Here is a 21,986-nt window from a genome sequence, read left to right as displayed (position 1 = left end):
TCGGTACGAAGGCACTGATGTACCTCGCCCCGGTGACAAATACAGCCCATCACGCCAGGGCTCTGCGCCGCCCCTTCTATATATAGAAGAAGTCGTCATCCATCTCCCTGACGGCCAACCCTCAAACAGGGCCAGCAGGCAGCGCGGCATCATCGAGACACATAAATACGACGAAACGCCTGCCCTTGCGACCCACTACCTGCAGCCGCCGAATATTCGAACCGCTAAAACCAAAAAAGGCGCCAGACTGTTAAATCTGGCGCCTTTCGAATATGGGGTGGACGAAGGGGATCGAACCCTCGACAACGGGAGTCACAATCCCGTGCTCTACCAACTGAGCTACGCCCACCATATTGCGTTAACAAAGAAACCAAACCACTTCTTTGTCGAGCCTTACCCACCTGACGGAGGGACAAAGCTTTTATTGGTGCGGATGAAGAGACTCGAACTCTTACGCCTCGCGGCGCTGGAACCTAAATCCAGTGTGTCTACCAATTCCACCACATCCGCGCTTGAAGCTCTTAAAGCAAAGGCGCCAGATGATTAATCTGGCGCCTTTCAAAATATGGGGTGGACGAAGGGGATCGAACCCTCGACAACGGGAGTCACAATCCCGTGCTCTACCAACTGAGCTACGCCCACCATATAGCGCTACTTGTGCCAAAGCTGCCTAATGGCGCACCCGGCAGGACTCGAACCTGCGACCATCCGCTTAGAAGGCGGATGCTCTATCCAGCTGAGCTACGGGCGCCTGATTAATCTGTACTCTTTAAGGATTACAAACTAAGTGCTTCCAGCCTTGCAGAACAACAATCCTGCTCGACCTTCTTAACCAGTGCTAGGCTGTGCCCGACAAGTGCGACGAATAGTATAGAGGGTCCTGAAACCCGTCAAATCTTTTTTGAAAAAAATTCATTTTATTTAAGGGGTTAGGCCAATTTGCAGACCAAGCGCCTTTGCCCTCACGGCTTGGCATGCGAGAATGCGCGCACTTTTCTTCCCCCTCTCGATGGTTAATCACGCGTAATGACTGCACAACTTATCGACGGCAAATCAATCGCCGCCAGCCTGCGCCAGCAGATCGCCAAACGAGTCACCGAGCGTAGCCAGCAAGGCCTGCGCACGCCTGGCCTCGCGGTGATCCTGGTCGGCAGCGATCCTGCCTCTCAGGTTTATGTCTCGCACAAGCGTAAAGACTGTGAAGAGGTCGGCTTTATCTCCAAGGCCTACGACCTGCCTGCCGACACCACCCAGCAGGCGCTCACCGACCTGATCGACGGTCTCAACGATGACCCGAGCATCGACGGCATCCTGCTGCAACTGCCGCTGCCTGAGCACCTGGACGCCTCCAAGCTGCTCGAGCGCATTCGCCCGGACAAGGACGTCGACGGTTTCCACCCGTATAACGTCGGCCGCCTGGCCCAGCGCATCCCGTTGCTGCGCCCGTGCACCCCCAAAGGCATCATGACCCTGCTGGAAAGCACCGGTGTCGACCTCTATGGTCTCGACGCCGTCATCGTCGGCGCCTCCAACATCGTTGGCCGCCCAATGGCGATGGAACTGCTGCTGGCCGGCTGCACCGTCACCGTCACCCACCGTTTCACCAAGGACCTTGCCGGCCACGTCGGCCGCGCGGACCTGGTCGTGGTCGCTGCCGGCAAGCCGGGCCTGGTCAAGGGCGAGTGGATCAAGGAAGGCGCGATCGTCATCGACGTCGGCATCAACCGCCAGGAAGACGGCAAGCTGGTCGGCGACGTAGTCTACGAGACTGCCCTGCCCCGCGCCGGCTGGATTACGCCGGTACCCGGCGGCGTTGGCCCGATGACCCGTGCCTGCCTGCTGGAAAACACCCTGTACGCGGCAGAGTCGCTGCACGACTAATAACCAGCCGTGCTGAAAAAGCCCTGTGTTATCGCAGGGCTTTTTATTGCCCGCAATAAAACCTGTTTTTTCTTTGTTTTTAAGTACTTTCGTCTGGTTTTAGAAGAACATTCGACAGTCTCTCGTCCATACTCCTAAAATGTAACGGCATTTGTCATATAACCCGTTCCAGAACGGTATTTCCTTACTTTTTTAGCGAGTTCATCCGCGTGAAAATTCGTCTTTCTATTGTCAGCCTATTGTTTGCGTTCACAGGCACCTTCGCGCACGCCGCCGAAACCACCCAGGCCCCGCGTGATACGTCCAAACTGCAAATTGCTTCCGGCAGCGCCATGCTGGTGGATCTGCAGACCAACAAGGTCATTTATTCCAGCAACCCCGACGTGGTGGTGCCCATCGCCTCGGTGAGCAAGCTGATGACCGGCCTGATCGTGCTTGAAGCCAAGCAGAACATGGATGAATACATCGACATCAACATCACCGACACCCCGGAGATGAAAGGTGTATTCTCGCGCGTGAAGATCGGCAGCCAGATGCCGCGCAAGGAAATGCTGCTGATTGCCCTGATGTCCTCGGAAAACCGCGCAGCCGCGAGCCTGGCGCATCACTATCCGGGCGGTTACGCGGCCTTTATTGCCGCCATGAACGCCAAGGCCAAGGCCCTGGGCATGACCAGCACCCACTACGTCGAGCCGACGGGCCTGTCGATTCATAACGTGTCGACCGCCCGCGACCTCAGCAAGCTGTTGGCGTATGCGCGTAAATTCCCGATGCTCAGCCAGCTGAGCACTACCAAGGAAAAGACCGTAGCGTTCCGCAAGCCCAACTACACCCTCGGTTTCTCCAACACCGACCACCTGATCAACCGCGCCAACTGGGACATCAAGCTGACCAAGACCGGCTTCACCAACCAGGCCGGCCACTGCCTTGTGCTGGTGACCAGCATGGGTAACCGCCCGGTATCGCTGGTGATCCTGGATGCCTTCGGCAAATTCACCCACTTCGCCGATGCCAGCCGTATCCGCAATTGGGTCGAGACCGGCAAGAGCGGCTCGGTGCCGGACGTGGCATTGCGCTACAAGGCGGACAAAAACCTCAAGAACCGTCCGAACGCGGCAGAAGCCAGTCGTTGACCGCACCTTGATGTGAGCGCTGGCTTGTGTGGGCTGGTTTGTGTGGGAGCTGGCTTGCCTGCGACAGCATCACCGCAGTGTCACTGCTCCCCCTCAGTGCCTGCATCGCGGGCACGCCCGACTCCCACGCAAGCCGGTTCTCACTGAATATCTGCGGTTACTTTTTTTCCGCCAGCACCTTGAGCGCCTGCGCCGCCGCCTGCTCCTGCCCGGCCTGGGCCGTGGCGTTGGCAGCATCTCGCCAGCGTTTAGCGTCGACATTCGCCGGTAACTGGCTTGGGCGCTGGGTGAGGATTGCCCAATGCCCGGCGCTGCTCCACTTCGATTCAAAATCGCTGAAGCTCATCAACAGCCGCCGGTCCATGCCTGAGCGCAGCAGTATCGTGCTCTTCTGCTGGTTGAACCCGACCACGACCACGTAGTGCGCGTCAGACCACAGCCCGCCGCCAATGCGCGCCATCACCGGGTAACCCGCCGCCACCTGCGCCAGCACCGCCGTCAGCTTGGCATCCAACGGGTACACCATCAGGCCGTACTCACGTGCCAGCACCTGCATGTTGCGTTCAAGGTCGGCTTCACCGCCCGGCAAGTGCAGCGGCTTATCCAGCAAGCCTGGTGTCATGACAATGCCTTGTTGCGACAGCATGCTGGCTAATGCCGTAGGACCGCTCTGATAAGCCTCGCTGCGAAATGTCGGCACGCCATTGAGTTCGACACGCTCGGGCAGGCCCGGCAATTTCGAGGGATGGCTGGAACAGGCCGCAAGCCCTATGGCAACAGCCAGCAACAAAGAGGTTTTAACGTTCGAGCGTAACCGCAATTTTTTACTCTCTTGATCAATGGCCGGTGAAGGCCCTGATCATAGGACGCTCTGCCACACGGGTATAGCCCACAGGCGCAGTAAAGGGTCAGTGATAGAGCAAAGAAGTTGGTTGGACACGACCATTGGTCAATAGCAGGCAACCGCCAGGTAGCTAGACTGTCCATTGAGAAGACTGTGTGTGCCCCCTGAGGGGCGAAAGGAGGCCCGAATGAGCCTTGCAACGACGATTTTCCTGTTGATCTGCGGTTGGCTGGCGGTAGCCGGCGCCATGTTGTGGGGGGTGCTGCGCATCACCCGTCGGCACCATCACCCCCACGTCAAACCCGCGGCGCCCGCCAAGCCTCACAAGGCCGCGGTGCGCCACGCCTAGCCAGGCATGCAGTTGAAGTCCTGAGTGGCGGCAACTTCCTTGCCGTGACCATCCTTGAGCGAGGCGCGCACGGTAGTGCCCAGACTCGACTCGACCAGGGTGTAATGCTCACCGGCCTTGAAGTTTTTATATTCGACACGCCCCTGGCAATCCTGCTGATTGTCGTCGCCTGGCTCCTCCTCGAATAACGTCACATCCAGCCGATGATCCCCCGGGGTCACCTCGAAGAAGCGTCCGTCACCCACACGCTTGCCGTCCACGCGCTCGGCCATCAGGTCGTTCGGCGCTTCCTCCTTCAAACCAATCCAGGCTTCGCTCGGGTCAGCCTTGGGGATCGGGCCGGCACACGCCGACAACAACAGTACGGCACCAAGTGCAGGAATCAACAACAGTGGTTTAAGTGACATGGCAGGGCTCCAAAGGACATCAGTAAAAATACGCGGCGAAAGGTGTCGCCTCCGATGGGCTACAAGCTTGGGGAGCCATCCTTTGTAGAACAAATGAATACATATGAAACGATCTTCAGCCCTTAACTAAATGTTCCTTCACCTGGCTGAAAGGTGCGTGTTAGGTGGGTCGGGCAAGACTGCCGGGGTTTGCAATCCTGCTCCTCTGGAGGTTCACGCATGCTCGGGCTGGTAAAGACCGCACTGCAAAAGCCGTACACGTTTATCGTGTTGGCCATATTCATCTGCATCATCGGGCCGATGGCGGCCCTGCGTACCCCCACTGATGTTTTCCCCGATATCGGCATCCCCGTGGTCGCCGTGGTGTGGCAGTACAACGGCCTGTCGCCGGACGCCATGGCGGGCCGGGTGATCTACACCTACGAACGCTCCCTGAGCACCACCGTCAACGACATCGAACACATCGAATCGCAATCGCTGCCCGGCATGGGCATCGTCAAGATTTTCTTCCAACCGGGCGTCGACATCCGCACGGCCAACGCGCAAGTGACGGCGGTTTCACAAACCGTGCTGAAGCAGATGCCACCGGGCATCACGCCGCCGCTGATCCTCAACTACAGCGCCTCCACGGTGCCGATCCTGCAAATGGCGTTCTCCAGCCCCAGCCTCTCGGAAGCCAAGATCCGCGACCTGGTGCAGAACAACATCCGCCTGCCCTTGAGCGCCCTGCCCGGCCTCGCCATGCCCACGCCAATGGGCGGCAAGCAACGCCAGATCACCCTCGACCTCGACCCCCAGGCGCTGGCCGCCAAAGGCTTGTCGGCACAGGACGTGGGCAATGCCCTGGCCCTGCAGAACCAGATCATCCCGGTGGGCACCGCCAAGCTCGGTCCCAACGAGTACACGATCCTGCTCAACAACAGTCCCAAGGCGATCGACGAGCTCAACGACCTGCCGATCAAGACTGTCGACGGCGCGCTGATCACCATCGGCCAAGTGGCCCATGTGCGTGACGGTTCGCCGCCGCAGACCAACATAGTGCGCGTCGACGGCCACCGTGCGGTGCTGATGCCGGCGTTGAAAAACGGCAGCATCTCGACCCTGTCGATCATCGACGGTATCCGCCAGATGCTGCCGCGCATCAACGAAACCCTGCCGCCGTCGCTGAAGACTTCGCTGCTCGGTGACGCCTCGGTATTCGTCAAGCAATCGGTAGGCAGCGTGGCCCAGGAAGGCATCATCGCCGCGCTGCTGACCAGTGCGATGATCCTGCTGTTTCTCGGCAGCTGGCGCTCGACGCTGATCATCGCCGCGTCGATTCCGCTGGCGGTGCTGTCGGCCATCGCGCTGCTGGCGGTCAGCGGGCAGACCCTCAACGTGATGACCCTCGGCGGGCTGGCGTTGGCCGTGGGGATCCTGGTGGACGATGCCACCGTGACCATCGAAAACATCAACTGGCACCTGGAGCAAGGCAAGGCGGTGAAGACCGCGATTCTCGACGGCGCCGCGCAGATCGTCGGCCCGGCGTTTGTCTCGCTGCTGTGCATCTGCATCGTGTTCGTGCCGATGTTCCTGCTGCAAGGCATCGCCGGCTACCTGTTCCGGCCAATGGCGCTGGCGGTGATCTTCGCCATGGCCAGTTCGTTCATCCTCTCGCGTACCCTGGTGCCGACCCTGGCGATGTTCCTGCTCAAGCCGCACGTGCCGGAGCAAGGCGCAGGGCATCATCCGGAAGACCAATTCATCAACCACCACGAAGGTGAGCAGCACCGCAAACCACGCAATCGCGCGCTGCAAGCGGTGTTGAATTTCCAGCAGGGATTCGAGCGTCACTTCTCGAATATCCGCGACACCTACCACGGCCTGCTGTTGTTGGCGCTGGGCAATCGCAAGCGCTTTATCGTCGGCTTCCTGGCCTGTGTGCTCGCCTCGTTCCTGTTGCTGCCAAGCCTCGGCCAGGACTTCTTCCCGGCCACCGACGCCGGCGCCCTGGCGCTGCATGTGCGCTTGCCTCTGGGCACGCGCATCGAAGAAAGCGCGGCGGCCTTCGACCGGATTGAAGCGCGGATTCGTGAAGTGATCCCCGCTGAGCAACTGGACACCATCGTCGACAACATCGGCATTCCGCTGAGCGGCATCGACATGGCCTACAGCAGCAGCGGCACCATCGGCCCGCAGGATGGTGATATCCAGGTCACCCTGAAAAAGGATCACGCGCCGACCGCCGACTTCGTGAAGAAACTGCGCGAAGCCTTGCCGCAAAGTTTCCCCGGCAGCCACTTCGCGTTCCTGCCGGCGGATATCAGCAGCCAGATTCTCAACTTCGGTGCGCCGGCGCCGCTGGACGTGAAGATCTCCGGGCGCAGCGATGAAGAAAACCGCGCCTACGCCGTGGAGCTTGAGCGTCGTCTGCAGCATGTACCGGGCATCGCCGACCTGCGCATCCAGCAGTCCACCGGTTACCCGTCGCTGCAGGTGAATGTTGATCGCATGCGGGCCAATGGCCTGGGCATCACCGAGCGCGACGTAACCAACAGCATGGTCGCCTCCCTCGCCGGCAGTTCGCAGACCGCGCCGACCTTCTGGCTGAACCCGGCCAATGGCGTGTCGTATTCGATCGTCGCCGCGACCCCGCAGTACCGTCTCGACAGCCTGCCGTCGCTGGAAGCCTTGCCGGTTACCGGTGCCGATGGCCAGTCGCAGATCCTCGGCGGCGTGGCGAGCATATCGCGCGTGCAAAGCCCTGCAGTGGTGACCCACTACAACATCGAACCGACCCTGGATTTGTACGCCAACGTCCAGGGCCGCGACCTCGGCGGTGTCGCCCGCGACGTGCAGAAAGTGTTGGATGACACCGCGTCCATGCGCCCCAAGGGAGCGGTGATCAGCCTGCACGGGCAGATCGACGCGCTGCATGAGGCCTTCAGCGGCCTGAGCTTCGGCCTGCTCGGCGCGGTGGTGCTGATCTACCTGCTGATCGTGGTCAACTTCCAGTCCTGGGCCGACCCGTTCGTGATCATCACCGCGTTGCCGGCGGCGCTGGCAGGGATCGTGTGGATGCTGTTCCTCAGTGGCACCTCGCTGTCGGTACCGGCCCTCACCGGCGCCATCCTGTGCATGGGCGTGGCCACCGCCAACTCGATCCTGGTGGTGAGTTTCTGCCGCGAACGCCTGGCCGAACATGGCGACGCCCTGAAGGCGGCCATGGAGGCCGGTTACACGCGCTTCAGGCCGGTGTGCATGACCGCCCTGGCGATGATCATCGGCATGTTGCCGCTGGCCATTTCCGAGGAGCAGAACGCCCCGCTCGGCCGGGCCGTGATCGGTGGCTTGATCTTCGCCACCATTGCCACTTTGTTGTTTGTTCCCGTGGTCTTCAGCCTGGTCCACGGTCGTCACTCTACTCGCGCAGCTGCTGGAGAAACCCCACATGTCGTCTGATCACAAACCCTCGCGCAAGCGTCTGATGCTCATGGGTGTCGGCGGCCTGACACTGGCCGCCCTGTTGGTCGCCAACGGCCTGCATGCCCGCACGATGCACGAACAATCGGTGACCGCGTGGACCGAAACCGCCGCCATCCCGCAAGTGATGGTGTTCCAGCCGCAGCAGAACGCGGCCGGTGACACCCTGCGCCTGCCCGCCCACCTCGACGCCTGGAGCAAGGCGCCGATCCACGCCCGGGTCAGCGGCTACTTGAAGGACTGGAAAGTCGACATCGGCAGCCAGGTCAAGGCCGGGCAAGTCCTCGCCGAAATCGACAGCCCCGACCTCGATCAGCAATTGGCCCAGACTCACGCCCGCCTGATCCAGGAACAAGCCAACGCACGCCTGGCAGAAACCACCGCCACGCGCTGGCGAAACCTGTTGGCGAGCCACTCGGTGTCGCGCCAGGAGGCCGATGAAAAATCCTCCAACGCCGCGGCGGCCAAAGCCAACGCCGAGGCGGCTGCGGCCGATTACGCTCGGCTGTCGGCCCTGGAAAGCTACAAGACCATCCGCGCGCCGTTTGCCGGCACCATCACCGCCCGCAATACCGATATCGGCCAATTGATCAAGGCCGATACCGACAGCGATCCGGAGCTGTTCAACATCGCCGACACCCACCAATTGCGCCTCTACGTGCCGGTGCCGCAGAACTACGCGGCGGTCATCCACCCCGGACTCGAAGCCGAACTGACGGTGCCCGAGCACCCTGGCGAGCACTTCAAGGCGCGCCTGATCGGTGACTCCACCGCCATCGACCGCCGCTCCGGCACGCTGCTCGCGCAGTTCGTCGCCGACAACCCCAACGGCGAATTGCTGCCCGGTGACTACGCCGAAGCGACCTTGCCGATTCCAGCGGATACCCATGGCGTGAGCATCCCGGCCAGCGCGCTGATCTTCCGCGCCCAAGGCACCCAGGTGGCGGTGCTGGACGCACAGAACCACGTGCACTTGCAGGACATCCATATCGGCCTCGACCTCGGCGAGCGCCTGGTGATCGATCAAGGCCTGAAACCCGCCGACCGTATCGTCGACAACCCGCCCGACGCCCTGAGCGAAGGCGACCCGGTGCAACTCGCCGATGCCTCCGGAGGTGCGCATGCGCCCAAGGCTTAAGCCCCTCGCGGCCCTGATACTGCTGGCGTTGCAAGGTTGCTCGATGGCGCCCACCTACACAGTGCCCACGGTGGACCTGCCGGCCGGCTACCGCGAACAGACCAGCGACGGCCCGTGGCACAGCGCGCAACCGTCCGATCAATTGGCCCCCGAATGGTGGAAGCTCTACAACGATGCACGCCTGGATGGCCTGCAACAGCAGCTGCTCAAGGCCAACCCGGACCTGGCGGCAGCGCTGGCGCACTTCGATGCTTCCCAGGCGTATGCCAGCCAATTGCATGCGGGGCTGTTCCCGCAGATCACCGCCAGTGCGCAGCCGTTGCGCCAGCGCCAATCCGACTCACGACCGCTGCGCGGCGACACGCAGCCCTCGGTGTACAACAGCAACACGGCAGGATTTTCCCTGAGCTACGACCTCGACCTGTGGGGCAAGATCCGCAACCAGGTCGCGGCCGGTGATGCCCAGGCGCAAGCCTCCGGCGATGACCTCGCGGTGGCGCGGCTGAGCCTGCAACATCAACTCGCGAGCCTGTATGTGCAGCTCAACGGGCTGGATGCACAGAGCCGGATTCTCAACAGCTCGCTGGAGGATTTCAGCCAGGCCCTGCAATTGACGCGCAGTCGTTATGAGGGGCAGATCGCCTCCGAGCTGGACCTGACCCGCGCGCAGAATCAACTGGCCGAAGCCAAGGCGCAACTGGATGAAGTGCGCGGGCAACGCAACCTCACCGAGCATGCCATCGGGGAGTTGGTGGGGGTGGCGGCCAGTAACTTCACGTTGCCGCCCAGCCAGCAGTTGATTGCCCTGCCGGGGATCCCGTCGCAGCTGCCGAGCCACCTGCTGCAACGGCGTCCGGATATCGCGGCGGCAGAACGCCGGGTGTTTGCCGCCAACGCGAATATCGGCGTGGCCAAGGCGGCGTGGTACCCGGATTTCAGTTTGACCGGGCTGATCGGCGGCCAGACGCAAGGGGTTGGCAACCTGCTGTCCGCTGGCAATCGGTATTGGGCGCTGGGGCCGCTGGTGAATCTGCCGATCTTTGATGGCGGACGCCTGAGCGCCAATGAACGCCAGGCCAAGGCCGAGTTTGAAGAGGCCTCGGCGCAGTACCGCAGCCATGTATTGAAAGCCGTGCGCGAGGTGGAGGACAACCTCGCGCAACTGCGGGATTTGCAGCAGGAAGCACAGGATGAGCAAGCAGCGGCAGATGCGGCGCAGCATACCCAGGCCCTGGCGATGAACAGCTATCAGGCGGGGGCGGTGAGCTACCTGGATGTGGTGACCGCGCAGACGGCGGCGTTGCAGGCACAGCGGACATTGCAGGCGGTGCAGACGCGGCAGTTACAGGCGAGCGTGGGATTGGTAACGGCGTTAGGCGGCGGCTGGCAACCCGACGCCTGAGCCCTGAGCGCTCCCCTGTGGTGAGCAGACCCGCCCTGTGTTGCCCGTGGTGAGCAGGCTTGCCCTGCGTTGGGCTGCGAAGCGGCCCCCAATCCAGACATGAGTTCTTTCAGGAAGAACCTCAGCGTCTTCACTGGGGCTGCTTCGCAGCCCAACGCAGGGCAAGCCTGCTCACCACAACAGCCGACTTCGAGTTCGGCGACGAAGATTGCGTCGTGCCCTGCTCCGCTGTTGCAGGCGAGTGTGGGGTTGGTGACGGTGTTAGGCGGCTGGCAATCCGGCGCCTGAGCCCTGATCGCTTCCCTGTGGTGAGCAGGCTTGCCCTGCGTTGGGCTGCGAAGCGGCCCCCAATCCGGACATGAGTTCTTTCAGCAAGAACCTCAGCGTCTTGACTGGGGCTGCTTCGCAACCCAACGCAGGGCAAGCCTGCTCACCACAACAGCCGACTTTCAGGCAGCGAGTCTGCCGCTGGCAATCGCCGCCGACGCCGCCACCATCGCCCGCAACAACACCGCACAGCCCGCCGCCAGGTCATCCGGCGCGGCGTTCTCGATTTCGTTGTGGCTGATCCCGCCTTCGCACGGTACGAAGATCATCCCCGCCGGGCCGAGTTCGGCGACGAAGATTGCGTCGTGCCCTGCCCCGCTGACGATGTCCATGTTCGACAGGCCCAGGCCATTAGCGGCGTCGCGCACAGCGTCCACGCAGCCCTTGTCGAAGTACAGCGGGGGGAAGTCGGCGGTGGGTTCCATCTCGAAACTCAGGCCGTGCTTGGCACAGGTCTCATCGATCACTTTACGCACCTGGGTAATCATCGAATCCAGGCGCGCCGGTTCCAGGTGACGAAAATCCAGGGTCATGCGCACTTCACCGGGAATGACATTGCGTGAGCCCGGATAGGCCTGCAGGCAACCGACGGTCCCGCAGGCATGCGGCTGATGCCCCAGCGCCGCCGCATTCACTGCCGCCACCACTGCCGCCGCGCCGACCAGGGCATCCTTGCGCAGGTGCATCGGCGTTGGCCCCGCATGCGCTTCGACACCGCGCAGTTTCAGGTCAAACCACTTTTGCCCGAGGGCGCCGAGCACCACGCCGATGGTCTTTTTCTCATCCTCGAGAATCGGCCCTTGTTCGATGTGCGCTTCGAAATACGCGCCGACCTTGTGGCCGCTGACCTCCCGCGTGCCGGCATAGCCAATCGCGTTCAGCGCATCGCCAACGCTGACGCCGTCCACGTCGACCTTGGCCAGGGTGTCCGCCAGGCTGAATTTCTCGGCGAACACCCCGGAGCCCATCATGCACGGCGGGAAGCGCGAGCCTTCCTCGTTGGTCCACACCACCACTTCAAGCGGCGCCTCGGTTTCCACCTTGAGATCGTTGAGGGTACGCAGCACTTCCACGCCCGCCAGCACGCCGAAGCAACCATCGAACTTGCCGCCGGTGGGTTGGGTATCGATATGGCTGCCGGTCATCACCGGTGGCAGGTTGGGATTGCGTCCGGGGCGGCGGGCGAAGATATTGCCGATACCGTCGATGGTCACCGTGCAGCCGGCATCTTCGCACCACTGCACGAAGAGGTCGCGGGCCTTGCGGTCGAGGTCGGTGAGGGCCAGGCGGCACACACCGCCCTTGGGGGTGGCGCCGAGCTTGGCCAGGTCCATCAGCGACTGCCACAAGCGATCGCGGTTGATGTGCTGATGGGTCGATTGCAGAACGTCGAGGGCAGCGTTCATGGGGATCTCCTCAGGCTGTATTTGTTATGAATAGACTCGATTCCAACCATGGAATGGGGTCAAACATGTGGAAGCGGGCCTCTCGCGAAGAGGCCGTGACAGTCGCCGCATATGTCGCCTGCAAGACCGCATTCGCGAGCACGCCCGCTGCCACATTTGGATTGCATTTCAACGCCTTTACAGTGGGGATTTGGCCGTAACCGGACTGATGCCACGCTTGGCATTCAGGCCGTAATACAGCAAACCGCCCAACGCCGAGCCGGTGAACCAGCCGTAGCTGTAGAACCAGCTGAATGCATCGCTGCCCAGCGACAGCAAGGTCAGCACCACCGGCACGCCGAAAGCGATAAAGCCACTCCAGTTCCACGCCGGGTACACGTCGTCGCGGTACAGGCCGGCCAGGTCCAGCTGCTGCCGCCGGGTGATGAAGTAGTCCACCACCATGATCCCGGCGATGGGGCCCAGCAGGCTCGAGTAGCCCAGCAGCCAGTTGGAATACACGGTTTCCAGGCTGACGTCGGAGACAATCAGGCCGAGCTTTTTCAGCAGTTCATGGCCCATCAGTGCCAACCCGACCAGCCCGGTGAGGATCACCGCCGTGGTGCGGTTGATCAGCTTGGGGGCGATGTTCTGGAAGTCGTTGGTGGGCGAGACGATGTTCGCCGCCGTGTTGGTGGACAGCGTGGCGATGATGATCAGCGCCATGGCGATGGCCACCCACACCGGGCTCTGGATATGGCCGATCAGGGTCACCGGGTCGGACACGCTGACGCCCACCAGTTTCACCGAGGCGGCGGTCATGATCACGCCGAGGGCGGCGAACAGGAACATGGTCAGCGGCAGGCCGAAAATCTGCCCGAGGATCTGGTCCTTCTGGCTCTTGGCATAGCGGCTGAAGTCGGGAATATTCAACGACAACGTGGCCCAGAAACCCACCATCGCAGTGAGGCCGGCCATGAAGTAACCGGTGAGGCTCGCCCCTTCAGGCCGCTTGGGTGGAATCGCCATCAGCTCGCTGATCGACACGTTCGGCATCGCCCACACCAGCAGGCCGATCCCCACCGCCACCAGCAACGGCGCCGACAGGGTTTCCAGGCGCTTGATCGACTCGGCGCCGCGCAGCACCACCCACAGGTTGAGGGTCCAGAAGATCATGAAGCCGATCACTTCACCGGTGCCGCCGAGGGATTTCCAACCCTCGAAAATCGAGCCGAGAAACAGGTGGATTGCCAGCCCGCCAAACATCGTCTGGATACCGAACCAACCGCAGGCCACCAGCGCGCGAATCAGACACGGCACATTGGAGCCGAGGATACCGAAGGACGACCGCAGCAGCACCGGGAACGGAATACCGTATTTGGTACCAGGGAACGCATTGAGGGTCAGCGGGACCAGCACCACGATATTGGCCAGCAGGATCGCCATCAGCGCCTCGCCCACCGACAAGCCGAAATACGCGGTGAGCACGCCGCCCAGGGTGTAGGTCGGCACGCAGATCGACATGCCCACCCACAGCGCGGTGATGTGCCACTTGTTCCAGGTGCGCTCATGCACCTTGGTCGGTGCCATGTCGTGGTTGTAGCGGGGGCTGTCGAGGACGTCGGGGCCGGCGTCGAGTTCGTACAGGCCGTTGCGTTCAATGACTTGCGATCTGTTCTGTTGCATGGCCGCTCCACGGTTTTTTCGAATTATTGTTGCTCGCCTGCACTTCAATGCAGGCGGCCGGAGTACCTCGTGAACAACATGACATCACGGGTCCGGCCAGCCGCCACTGCACTCAATAACCGTGCCGACAACCGTAACCGAACCCACACCGCTTATATAACGTGCTGATGTTAATCAGCTTTCCGATTGCGCCTTCGGTACTTGCCGCGTTACTCAGGCTAAATAACGTGGAAGTTGCCCGAACGATCAGGACTCAATCTGGTGCACCACAATTATTTTTATTTCCCACCGCCGTCAAGCGGCATATCTCAAGCGTCTGATTTGCAATAAGAAATGTTGCTCAATTTACGAACCTGTCAAGTGCGTCAAAATGGTGAGACGCCGCTACATTTTGGTGAATTTGATATTTTATCGTTATAAATCAGTTACTTATTTAAGTTATAAGCTTAAGAAAAATCTTCTTGCTCAATCGAAAAACTCGGGCTAGTTTCTATTCCTGTCACCGATGACAGGAATTAACCGACCATCGGCAAGCAGCATTACAACACTTAGAACTGGCACAAGCCGGTCAAGCCTGTGAGGAACTCGACATGTCGCTGTTGATCCGTGGCGCCACCGTAATTACCCATGATGAAAGTTATAGAGCCGACGTGTTATGCGCAGGCGGTCTAATCCGCGCTATTGGCACTGATCTGGATATTCCCGCCGGCACCGAGATACTCGATGGCAGCGGCCAATACTTGATGCCCGGCGGCATCGATCCCCACACCCATATGCAACTGCCCTTCATGGGCACCGTGGCCAGTGAAGACTTTTTCAGTGGCACGGCGGCGGGTCTGGCGGGGGGCACCACGTCGATCATCGACTTTGTGATTCCCAACCCGCAGCAGTCCTTGCTGGAAGCCTTTCACCAGTGGCGCGGCTGGGCAGAAAAGTCGGCGGCCGACTACGGTTTTCACGTCGCGATCACCTGGTGGAGCGAGCAGGTGCGCGAGGAAATGGCCGAGTTGGTCAGCCACCACGGCATCAACAGCTTCAAGCACTTCATGGCCTACAAGAACGCGATCATGGCGGCCGATGACACCCTGGTCGCCAGCTTCGAACGCTGCCTGGAACTCGGCGCGGTGCCCACCGTGCATGCGGAAAACGGCGAGCTGGTGTACCACCTGCAGCGCAAGCTGATGGCCCAGGGCATCACCGGTCCGGAAGCGCATCCGCTGTCGCGGCCGTCCCAGGTGGAAGGCGAGGCAGCCAGCCGCGCCATCCGCATCGCCGAGACCATCGGCACGCCGCTGTACCTGGTGCATGTGTCCACCCAGGAAGCGCTGGATGAAATCACCTACGCCCGTGGCAAGGGCCAGGCGGTGTACGGCGAAGTGCTCGCCGGCCACCTGCTGCTGGACGACAGCGTCTACCAGCACCCCGACTGGCAGACCGCCGCCGGCTACGTGATGAGCCCGCCCTTCCGCCCGCGCGGGCATCAGGAAGCCCTATGGCGCGGCCTGCAGTCGGGCAACCTGCACACCACCGCCACCGACCACTGCTGCTTCTGCGCCGAGCAGAAAGCGGCTGGCCGTGACGACTTCAGCAAGATCCCCAACGGCACCGCCGGTATCGAAGACCGCATGGCGCTGCTGTGGGACGAAGGGGTCAACACCGGGCGCCTGTCGATGCAGGATTTCGTCGCGCTGACCTCTACCAACACCGCAAAGATCTTCAACCTCTACCCGCGCAAAGGCGCGATCCGTGTAGGCGCCGATGCTGACCTGGTGCTGTGGGACCCGGAGGGCACCCGGACCATTTCGGCAAAGACCCATCACCAGCAGGTCGACTTCAACATCTTCGAAGGCAAGACCGTGCGCGGTGTGCCGAGCCACACCATCAGCCAGGGCAAGCTGGTCTGGGCCGATGGCGACCTGCGCGCCGAGCGCGGTGCCGGGCGCTATGTCGAGCGGCCGGCGTATCCGGCGGTGTTCGAGCAACTGAGCAAGCGGGCCGAGCGTTCCAGGCCCACTGCTGTGAAACGCTGAAAGCGGCCTTCGGCCGATCGCGGGCAAGCCCGGCTCCCACATTTCCTGAAGTGTGAACACATTCAAATGTGGGAGCTGGCTTGCCTGCGAAGAGGCCGGCACAGGCAACAAAAAAACGATTGCCCATCAGAGGCAGCACCTCAATAACCGTGAGGCCACTACCGTGATCCAGACCCTGACCCACCTCCCCCATCCTCATGAAGATGGGCCGACACTCGCCAGCCATTTCACCGACCTGGCGCCGCCGCTCAACGCCCGCCAGGCCCAGCTGGAAGCCTCGCGCTGCCTGTATTGCTACGACGCGCCGTGCGTGAATGCGTGTCCCAGCGAGATCGATATCCCGTCGTTCATCCGCAATATCCACACCGAAAACGTGCAAGGCGCGGCCCAGAAGATTCTCTCGGCGAATATCCTCGGCGGCAGCTGTGCGCGGGTCTGCCCCACGGAGATCCTGTGCCAGCAGGCCTGCGTGCGTAACAACGCCGAAGAGTGCGCCCCGGTGCTGATCGGCCTGCTGCAACGCTACGCCATCGACAATGCGCACTTCAGTGAACACCCGTTCCAGCGCGCCGCACCGACCGGCAAGCGCATCGCCGTGGTGGGCGCAGGGCCTGCCGGTCTGGCCTGCGCCCATCGCGCGGCGCTGCACGGCCATGACGTGGTGATTTTCGAAGCCCGCGAAAAAGCCGGCGGCTTGAATGAATACGGCATCGCCAAATACAAACTGGTGGATGACTTCGCCCAGCAGGAACTGGATTTCCTCCTGCAGATCGGCGGTATCGAAATTCGTCACGGCCAACGCCTGGGCGACAACCTGACCTTGAGCGAACTGCACCAGCAATTCGACTCGGTGTTCCTCGGCCTCGGCCTGGCGGCAAGCAAGCAGCTGGGCCTGCCGCATGAGGACGCCCCCGGGCTGCTCGCCGCCACCGACTACATCCGCGAACTGCGCCAGGCCGATGACCTCACTCAACTGCCACTGGCCGATCGTTGCATCGTGCTTGGCGCCGGCAATACCGCGATCGACATGGCCGTGCAAATGGCCCGCCTCGGTGCCCGCGATGTCAACCTGGTGTACCGCCGTGGCCTCACTGACATGGGCGCCACTCACCACGAGCAAGACATCGCCAAGGCCAATCAGGTACGCCTGCTGACCTGGGCGCAGCCCGAAGCCGTCTTGCTGGACGATCAGGGCCAGGTACGCGGCATGCGTTTTTTGCGCACGCGCATGGAAAACGGTCGACTGCAGCCTACCGGCGAAACCTTCGAGCTGGCCGCCGATGCCATCTTCAAGGCCATCGGCCAGGGCTTCGACAACGGTGCGCTGCAGGATCCACTGGCCCAGCAACTGCATCGCGTGGGCGAGCGGATCTTTGTCGATGAACAGCTGCAAACCAGCATTCCCGGGGTCTATGCCGGCGGCGACTGCGTCAGCCTCGGCCAGGACCTCACCGTGCAGGCGGTGCAACACGGCAAGCTGGCCGCCGAAGCCATGCACGCCCAACTCATGCTGAATGTGGAGGCTGCGTAATGGCCGATCTCTCGATTGTGTTCGCCGGTATCAAGGCCCCCAACCCATTCTGGCTGGCTTCCGCGCCGCCCACCGACAAGGCCTACAACGTGGTCCGCGCCTTCGAAGCGGGCTGGGGCGGCGTGGTGTGGAAGACCCTGGGTGAAGACCCGGCGGCGGTCAATGTGTCGTCACGCTACTCGGCGCACTTCGGCGCCAACCGCGAAGTGCTGGGTATCAACAATATCGAACTGATCACCGACCGCTCGCTGGAGATCAACCTGCGGGAAATCACCCAGGTGAAAAAGGACTGGCCCGACCGCGCGCTGATCGTGTCGCTGATGGTGCCGTGTGTTGAAGAGTCCTGGAAAAACATCCTGCCGCTGGTGGAAGCCACCGGATGCGACGGCATCGAGCTGAACTTCGGCTGCCCGCACGGCATGCCCGAACGCGGCATGGGCGCGGCGGTGGGCCAGGTGCCGGAGTATGTGGAACAGGTGACCCGCTGGTGCAAGACCTATTGCTCGCTGCCGGTGATCGTCAAACTCACGCCGAACATCACCGACATCCGTGTGGCGGCGCGTGCGGCGTATCGCGGGGGTGCGGACGCGGTGTCGCTGATCAACACCATCAATTCCATCACCAGCGTCGACCTGGAGCGCATGGTCGCGCTGCCGGTGGTCGGCACCCAGAGCACCCACGGCGGCTACTGCGGTTCAGCCGTGAAGCCGATTGCGCTGAACATGGTCGCCGAAATCGCCCGCGACCCGCAGACCCAGGGCCTGCCGATCTGCGGCATTGGCGGCATCGGCAACTGGCGCGATGCAGCAGAATTTGTCGCCCTCGGCTGCGGCGCGGTGCAGGTGTGCACAGCGGCGATGCTGCACGGGTTCCGCATTGTTGAAGAGATGAAGGATGGGCTGTCGCGGTGGATGGACAGTCAGGGTTACCAGAGCCTGCAGGAGTTTTCCGGGCGAGCGGTGGGCAACACCACGGACTGGAAGTACCTGGACATCAACTATCAGGTCATCGCCAAGATCGACCAGGCCGCCTGTATCGGCTGCGGGCGTTGCCATATTGCCTGTGAGGACACTTCGCACCAGGCCATCGCGAGCTTGAAGTTGGCCGATGGCACGCACCAATACGAGGTGATCGACGATGAGTGCGTGGGCTGCAACCTGTGCCAGATCACCTGCCCGGTGGCGGACTGCATCGAGATGGTGCCGATCGAGACGGGCAAGCCGTTCCTGAATTGGACGCAGGATCCGCGCAACCCCTACCGGGAGGCGGTGTAGCCCTTTATATGATCGTTCCCACGCTCCGCGTGGGAATGCCTCACTGGACGCTCTGCGTCCGCGCTTGGAACGCGCAGCGTAGGAACGAGCATCACGGCTCCAACCCGATCCCACGCAAAATCACACTGGTCACCGTCTGAATCGCCTTTTCGAACTGCATGTCCGACAGCGGCTGGTGATCATTCAGAATCTTCACCTGATGATCGAAGTCGGCGTAGTGCTGGGTCGACGCCCAGATCATGTACAGCAGGCTCGACGGTTCCACTGGCAGGATGCGTTTGTCCTCCACCCATTGGCGAATTTTCGCTTCCTTCATCTTGGCCCAGTCGTACAGGCTTTCATCCAGCGCCTCACCCAGTGTCGGCGCGCCGTGGATGATTTCGTTGGCCCAGACTTTCGAGCCATACGGCCGCGTGCGCGAGCGTTGCATCTTGGCGCGGATGTAGCTGCTGAGCACGACGCGAGGATCATCGAAGGTCTCGAAGCTCAGTGCATCCTGCTTCCACACTTCCAACAGGTCGAACAGCACCGCGCTGTACAGCTCGCTTTTGGTGGTGAAGTAGTAATGCAGGTTGGAGCGCGGCAGTTGCACTTCTTCGGCGATGTCGGCCATGGCGGTGCTGCCATAGCCCTTTTCGGCGAAGATTTTCTCCGCCGCCAGCAGGATTTTTTCGACGTTGACCCGACGAATTCCACTCTTGTGATTGCCCATAAGGGCTCCCTGACAACAACTTGGCTTAAAGACTACCATCGGCTCTAGATCGCGGCGACAGGCCACAATGAAACTTCTTACGCGAAGCTTTCGCGCATAAATAGGATTGGTTAGGATCGCGATCCCTATGAAGGATCATTGCCATGAGTATTCGACCTCGCCTGGCCACCGACGACCCCGTGCTGGGCGCACTGTGGGAGCGTTCGGTGCGGGCTACCCATGACTTCCTCCCCGAGGATGACATCCAGCGTTTGCTGCCGCTGGTGCGCGACACTTACCTGCCGATGCCGGCACTCGACACGTGGGTGTTCGAGGATGACGCCGGCATCGCCGGCTTCATCGCCACAGGCGGACACAATGTGGAGATGTTGTTTATCGACCCCGACCGCCGTGGCCAGGGCATCGGCCGCCAACTGCTGGACCACGCCCGCGCCCGTCACGATACCCTCACGGTGGACGTGAACGAACAGAATCCGCAGGCCGTGGGCTTCTACCTGCACTATGGTTTCATCCAGGTCGCGCGCTCGCCGCTGGATGGCGAAGGCAAGCCCTTTCCCTTGCTGCACATGGCTCTACCGACTCCTCAACCCTGAAGGTACTGAACAATGCTGATCAAGAACACGTTGACCGCCGTCGCCCTGCTCGCCTCGCTGCTGGGCGCCTCGGCGGCGTTCGCGCATGCCCACCTCAAGAGTGCGACGCCAGCGGCTGACAGCACCGTTGCCGCGCCTGCCGACCTGCGCCTGAGCTTCAGCGAAGGTGTCGAAGCCACGTTTACCAAAGTCTCCCTGAGCAAGGACGGCACCGAAGTCGCGATCAAGGGCCTGGAAACTCCCGACGCCGACAAGAAGACCCTGGTAGTCACCCCTGCCGCCCCGCTGGCAGCCGGCAATTACAAAGTGGTGTGGAATGCCGTGTCGGTCGACACCCATAAGAGCAACGGTGAATACAGCTTCAAGGTCGGCCAATAACCCATGGCAACGCTGCTGGTGCTGTGCCGTTTTTTGCATTTCATCGTCGTGCTGCTGATGTTCGGGGCCTGTGCATTCAGGCCCTGGCTATTAGGCTCTGGAGCGCAACCGACACTGGACCGGCAACTATTGCGCATCACACGCGCCCTCGCCTGGCTGGGCCTGGGCTCCGGCGTGGCGTGGTTGCTGTTGATCACCGCGAGCATGGCCGGCAGTTGGCAGGCAGCTCTGCAACCGGCCACCGTGCAATTGGTGCTGGGCAAGACCTTCTTTGGCCAGGTGTGGATCTGGCACCTGTTGCTGAACCTGTTGCTGGTGATTGCGCTGCTCAAACCCTGGCCCGCCCTGCGCCTGCCGTTGACCGCCCTGCTGCTGGCGACCCTCGCCCCGGTCGGCCATGGCGCCATGCTCGATGGGCTCAGCGGCCAATTGCTGATCCTCAACCAGGTGGTGCATCTGGTCTGCGTGGGCGCCTGGCTCGGTGGATTGTTGCTGCTGGTGTTGATCCTCAGGCAACCGCAACGGCCCAGCCTGGAACCGATCCTCAGGCGTTTCAGCGGCGTCGGTTATGGCCTGGTCGCCGGTTTGCTGGTGACGGGCTTGATCAACGTGCGCGTGCTCACCGGGCAACTGTGGCCCACGCCGTTGTTCAATGGCTTCGCGCTGATCCTGTTGATCAAGGTGATGCTGGTCCTGGGCATGTTGGCGCTGGCCTTGCTGAACCGATTGCGCCTTGATCGCGGCGAACAGCACCTGGGCAGCTTGAAAGCCAGCGTGATGCTGGAATGGTTACTGGGTGTTTCAGCAGTAGCCGCCGTTTCCCTGCTGGGCACCCTTCCGCCAATGGTCATGGCCAACTGAATCCAGGGCGGGCTCGTGTCTTACTCGATCAAATGTGGGGGCTTGCCCGGGGTATGGCCGGGCCTTGCGCGGCCGGTGTGGGCTCCGCATTCCCCAAGGAGGGAGCGGGCTTGCCCGCGAAAGCGCTGGTTCAGTCGATATTTCCGGTGACTGATACACCGCCTTCGCGGGCAAGCCCGCTCCCACATTTTTTGATCGGTGTGGGGCTCGGGGTGTGGTTGCGCGGTTGAAATCGCCAAGCCTTGCGCCGCATCCCCCCTGTGGGAGCGGGCTTGCTCGCGAAAGCGCTGGTTCAGTCGATATTTCCGGTGACTGATACACCGCCTTCGCGGGCAAGCCCGCTCCCACATTTTTGATCGGTGTGAAGCCTGGGGTTTGGTTGCGCGGTTGAAATCGCCAAGCCTTGCGCCGTAAGCATGGACGACCCATTCCCCAATGTGGGAGCGGGCTTGCCCGCGAAAGCGCTGGTTCAGTCGATAATTCCGGTGACTGATACACCGCCTTCGCGGGCTTGCCCGCGAAAGCGCTGGTTCAGTCGATATTTCCGGTGACTGATACACCGCCTTCGCGAGCAAGCCCGCTCCCACATTTTT

17 protein-coding genes and 4 tRNA genes are annotated in these 21,986 nt (G+C 61.7%); 12 read left to right on the top strand and 9 right to left on the bottom strand.

What is annotated here, in order from left to right; translation table 11 throughout:
* Positions 1-273 precede the first annotated feature (273 nt).
* From NTD80_RS15260 to NTD80_RS15245, 4 genes are all read right to left on the bottom strand, one after another.
* Positions 274-349, bottom strand: a tRNA-His gene (locus NTD80_RS15260).
* A gap of 76 nt (positions 350-425) precedes the next feature.
* A tRNA-Leu gene (locus tag NTD80_RS15255) sits at positions 426-510 on the bottom strand.
* Positions 511-566: 56 nt separating this feature from the next.
* Positions 567-642 (bottom strand) — tRNA-His (locus NTD80_RS15250).
* A gap of 32 nt (positions 643-674) precedes the next feature.
* Positions 675-751 (bottom strand) — tRNA-Arg (locus tag NTD80_RS15245).
* A 275-nt stretch (positions 752-1,026) separates the two neighbouring features.
* Between NTD80_RS15245 and folD the strand changes: the two genes are divergently transcribed.
* Both folD and pbpG read left to right on the top strand, forming a co-directional pair.
* Positions 1,027-1,881 carry a bifunctional methylenetetrahydrofolate dehydrogenase/methenyltetrahydrofolate cyclohydrolase FolD gene (gene folD / locus NTD80_RS15240; RefSeq protein ID WP_106803348.1) on the top strand — a complete coding sequence of 285 codons (855 nt, stop codon included), beginning with the start codon at positions 1,027-1,029 and terminating at the stop codon, positions 1,879-1,881.
* Positions 1,882-2,090: 209 nt separating this feature from the next.
* On the top strand, positions 2,091-3,014 hold the full coding sequence (gene pbpG / locus NTD80_RS15235; RefSeq protein ID WP_065901174.1) for a D-alanyl-D-alanine endopeptidase: 924 nt from the start codon (positions 2,091-2,093) through the stop codon (positions 3,012-3,014).
* Between the two features lie 157 nt (positions 3,015-3,171).
* Here the strand turns inward: pbpG and NTD80_RS15230 are convergent, their stop codons facing one another.
* Positions 3,172-3,834 (bottom strand): C39 family peptidase, encoded by a 663-nt coding sequence (locus NTD80_RS15230; protein WP_262134186.1) that lies wholly within the window; start codon positions 3,832-3,834, stop codon positions 3,172-3,174.
* A 211-nt stretch (positions 3,835-4,045) separates the two neighbouring features.
* Between NTD80_RS15230 and NTD80_RS15225 the strand changes: the two genes are divergently transcribed.
* The gene (locus tag NTD80_RS15225) at positions 4,046-4,207 is read left to right on the top strand and encodes a hypothetical protein (RefSeq protein WP_162946106.1); all 162 of its coding nucleotides are present in this window, start codon (positions 4,046-4,048) and stop codon (positions 4,205-4,207) included.
* Here NTD80_RS15225 and NTD80_RS15220 read toward each other — a convergent pair.
* The gene (locus NTD80_RS15220; RefSeq protein WP_262134185.1) at positions 4,204-4,614 is read right to left on the bottom strand and encodes a hypothetical protein; all 411 of its coding nucleotides are present in this window, start codon (positions 4,612-4,614) and stop codon (positions 4,204-4,206) included. The two genes, NTD80_RS15225 and NTD80_RS15220, sit on opposite strands and share 4 nt — an antisense overlap.
* Positions 4,615-4,833: 219 nt before the next feature.
* Here NTD80_RS15220 and NTD80_RS15215 point away from each other — a divergent pair, with 219 nt between their 5' ends.
* Genes NTD80_RS15215 through NTD80_RS15205 form a run of 3 tightly spaced genes read left to right on the top strand, consistent with a single transcriptional unit; the run spans position 4,834 to position 10,616 of the window.
* Positions 4,834-8,055 (top strand): efflux RND transporter permease subunit, encoded by a 3,222-nt coding sequence (locus NTD80_RS15215; RefSeq protein WP_201145269.1) that lies wholly within the window; start codon positions 4,834-4,836, stop codon positions 8,053-8,055.
* Positions 8,045-9,214: an efflux RND transporter periplasmic adaptor subunit gene (locus NTD80_RS15210; protein ID WP_262134184.1), complete on the top strand. Its 1,170-nt coding sequence runs from the start codon at positions 8,045-8,047 to the stop codon at positions 9,212-9,214. The genes NTD80_RS15215 and NTD80_RS15210 overlap by 11 nt, the downstream gene beginning before the upstream one ends.
* Positions 9,198-10,616, top strand: a complete 1,419-nt coding sequence (locus tag NTD80_RS15205; protein ID WP_262134183.1) for an efflux transporter outer membrane subunit — start codon at positions 9,198-9,200, stop codon at positions 10,614-10,616. The genes NTD80_RS15210 and NTD80_RS15205 overlap by 17 nt, the downstream gene beginning before the upstream one ends.
* A 449-nt stretch (positions 10,617-11,065) precedes the next feature.
* On the opposite strand, the gene NTD80_RS15200 is transcribed toward NTD80_RS15205, so the two are convergent.
* A complete protein-coding gene (locus tag NTD80_RS15200) occupies positions 11,066-12,349 on the bottom strand; it encodes a Zn-dependent hydrolase (RefSeq protein WP_262134182.1) in 1,284 nt (427 codons plus the stop codon).
* A gap of 177 nt (positions 12,350-12,526) precedes the next feature.
* Positions 12,527-14,014 (bottom strand): NCS1 family nucleobase:cation symporter-1, encoded by a 1,488-nt coding sequence (locus NTD80_RS15195; protein ID WP_065901195.1) that lies wholly within the window; start codon positions 14,012-14,014, stop codon positions 12,527-12,529.
* Positions 14,015-14,604: 590 nt separating this feature from the next.
* Here NTD80_RS15195 and hydA point away from each other — a divergent pair.
* From hydA to preA, 3 genes are all read left to right on the top strand, one after another.
* Entirely contained in the window at positions 14,605-16,044 is a 1,440-nt protein-coding gene (gene hydA / locus NTD80_RS15190; protein ID WP_065901197.1) for a dihydropyrimidinase, read from the top strand.
* A 163-nt stretch (positions 16,045-16,207) separates the two neighbouring features.
* Entirely contained in the window at positions 16,208-17,575 is a 1,368-nt protein-coding gene (locus NTD80_RS15185) for an NAD(P)-dependent oxidoreductase (RefSeq protein ID WP_065901201.1), read from the top strand.
* Positions 17,575-18,849, top strand: coding sequence for an NAD-dependent dihydropyrimidine dehydrogenase subunit PreA (gene preA / locus NTD80_RS15180; RefSeq protein ID WP_065901202.1), 1,275 nt, complete (start codon positions 17,575-17,577; stop codon positions 18,847-18,849). Before NTD80_RS15185 ends, preA begins: the two co-directional genes overlap by 1 nt.
* A gap of 91 nt (positions 18,850-18,940) precedes the next feature.
* Here the strand turns inward: preA and NTD80_RS15175 are convergent, their stop codons facing one another.
* Entirely contained in the window at positions 18,941-19,561 is a 621-nt protein-coding gene (locus NTD80_RS15175; RefSeq protein ID WP_027606227.1) for a TetR/AcrR family transcriptional regulator, read from the bottom strand.
* Between the two features lie 143 nt (positions 19,562-19,704).
* Between NTD80_RS15175 and NTD80_RS15170 the strand changes: the two genes are divergently transcribed.
* The 3 genes from NTD80_RS15170 to copD are packed head-to-tail and all read left to right on the top strand — an operon-like array spanning position 19,705 to position 21,393.
* Positions 19,705-20,154, top strand: a complete 450-nt coding sequence (locus tag NTD80_RS15170; protein WP_065901203.1) for a GNAT family N-acetyltransferase — start codon at positions 19,705-19,707, stop codon at positions 20,152-20,154.
* 12 nt (positions 20,155-20,166) lie between these two features.
* Positions 20,167-20,532 (top strand): copper homeostasis periplasmic binding protein CopC, encoded by a 366-nt coding sequence (gene copC, locus NTD80_RS15165; RefSeq protein WP_262134181.1) that lies wholly within the window; start codon positions 20,167-20,169, stop codon positions 20,530-20,532.
* Between the two features lie 3 nt (positions 20,533-20,535).
* Complete coding sequence (gene copD, locus NTD80_RS15160) at positions 20,536-21,393, top strand: copper homeostasis membrane protein CopD (RefSeq protein WP_262134180.1); 858 nt, start codon at positions 20,536-20,538, stop codon at positions 21,391-21,393.
* Positions 21,394-21,986: the final 593 nt, after the last annotated feature.

The organism is Pseudomonas sp. 13B_2.1_Bac1 (assembly GCF_025466155.1).
GTDB lineage: Bacteria > Pseudomonadota > Gammaproteobacteria > Pseudomonadales > Pseudomonadaceae > Aquipseudomonas > Aquipseudomonas aylmerensis.
This window is presented reverse-complemented; position numbering and strand designations above follow the sequence as displayed.

What these genes read in the sequence shown, in the direction of transcription:
- folD (WP_106803348.1), top strand. Translation starts at nt 1,027, where the DNA reads ATGACTGCACAACTTATCGACGGCAAATCAATCGCCGCCAGCCTGCGC.
- NTD80_RS15225 (WP_162946106.1), top strand. Translation starts at nt 4,046, where the DNA reads ATGAGCCTTGCAACGACGATTTTCCTGTTGATCTGCGGTTGGCTGGCG.
- NTD80_RS15220 (WP_262134185.1), bottom strand. Translation starts at nt 4,614, where the DNA reads ATGTCACTTAAACCACTGTTGTTGATTCCTGCACTTGGTGCCGTACTG.
- NTD80_RS15215 (WP_201145269.1), top strand. Translation starts at nt 4,834, where the DNA reads ATGCTCGGGCTGGTAAAGACCGCACTGCAAAAGCCGTACACGTTTATC.
- NTD80_RS15210 (WP_262134184.1), top strand. Translation starts at nt 8,045, where the DNA reads ATGTCGTCTGATCACAAACCCTCGCGCAAGCGTCTGATGCTCATGGGT.
- NTD80_RS15205 (WP_262134183.1), top strand. Translation starts at nt 9,198, where the DNA reads ATGCGCCCAAGGCTTAAGCCCCTCGCGGCCCTGATACTGCTGGCGTTG.
- NTD80_RS15200 (WP_262134182.1), bottom strand. Translation starts at nt 12,349, where the DNA reads ATGAACGCTGCCCTCGACGTTCTGCAATCGACCCATCAGCACATCAAC.
- NTD80_RS15195 (WP_065901195.1), bottom strand. Translation starts at nt 14,014, where the DNA reads ATGCAACAGAACAGATCGCAAGTCATTGAACGCAACGGCCTGTACGAA.
- hydA (WP_065901197.1), top strand. Translation starts at nt 14,605, where the DNA reads ATGTCGCTGTTGATCCGTGGCGCCACCGTAATTACCCATGATGAAAGT.
- preA (WP_065901202.1), top strand. Translation starts at nt 17,575, where the DNA reads ATGGCCGATCTCTCGATTGTGTTCGCCGGTATCAAGGCCCCCAACCCA.
- NTD80_RS15175 (WP_027606227.1), bottom strand. Translation starts at nt 19,561, where the DNA reads ATGGGCAATCACAAGAGTGGAATTCGTCGGGTCAACGTCGAAAAAATC.
- NTD80_RS15170 (WP_065901203.1), top strand. Translation starts at nt 19,705, where the DNA reads ATGAGTATTCGACCTCGCCTGGCCACCGACGACCCCGTGCTGGGCGCA.
- copC (WP_262134181.1), top strand. Translation starts at nt 20,167, where the DNA reads ATGCTGATCAAGAACACGTTGACCGCCGTCGCCCTGCTCGCCTCGCTG.
- copD (WP_262134180.1), top strand. Translation starts at nt 20,536, where the DNA reads ATGGCAACGCTGCTGGTGCTGTGCCGTTTTTTGCATTTCATCGTCGTG.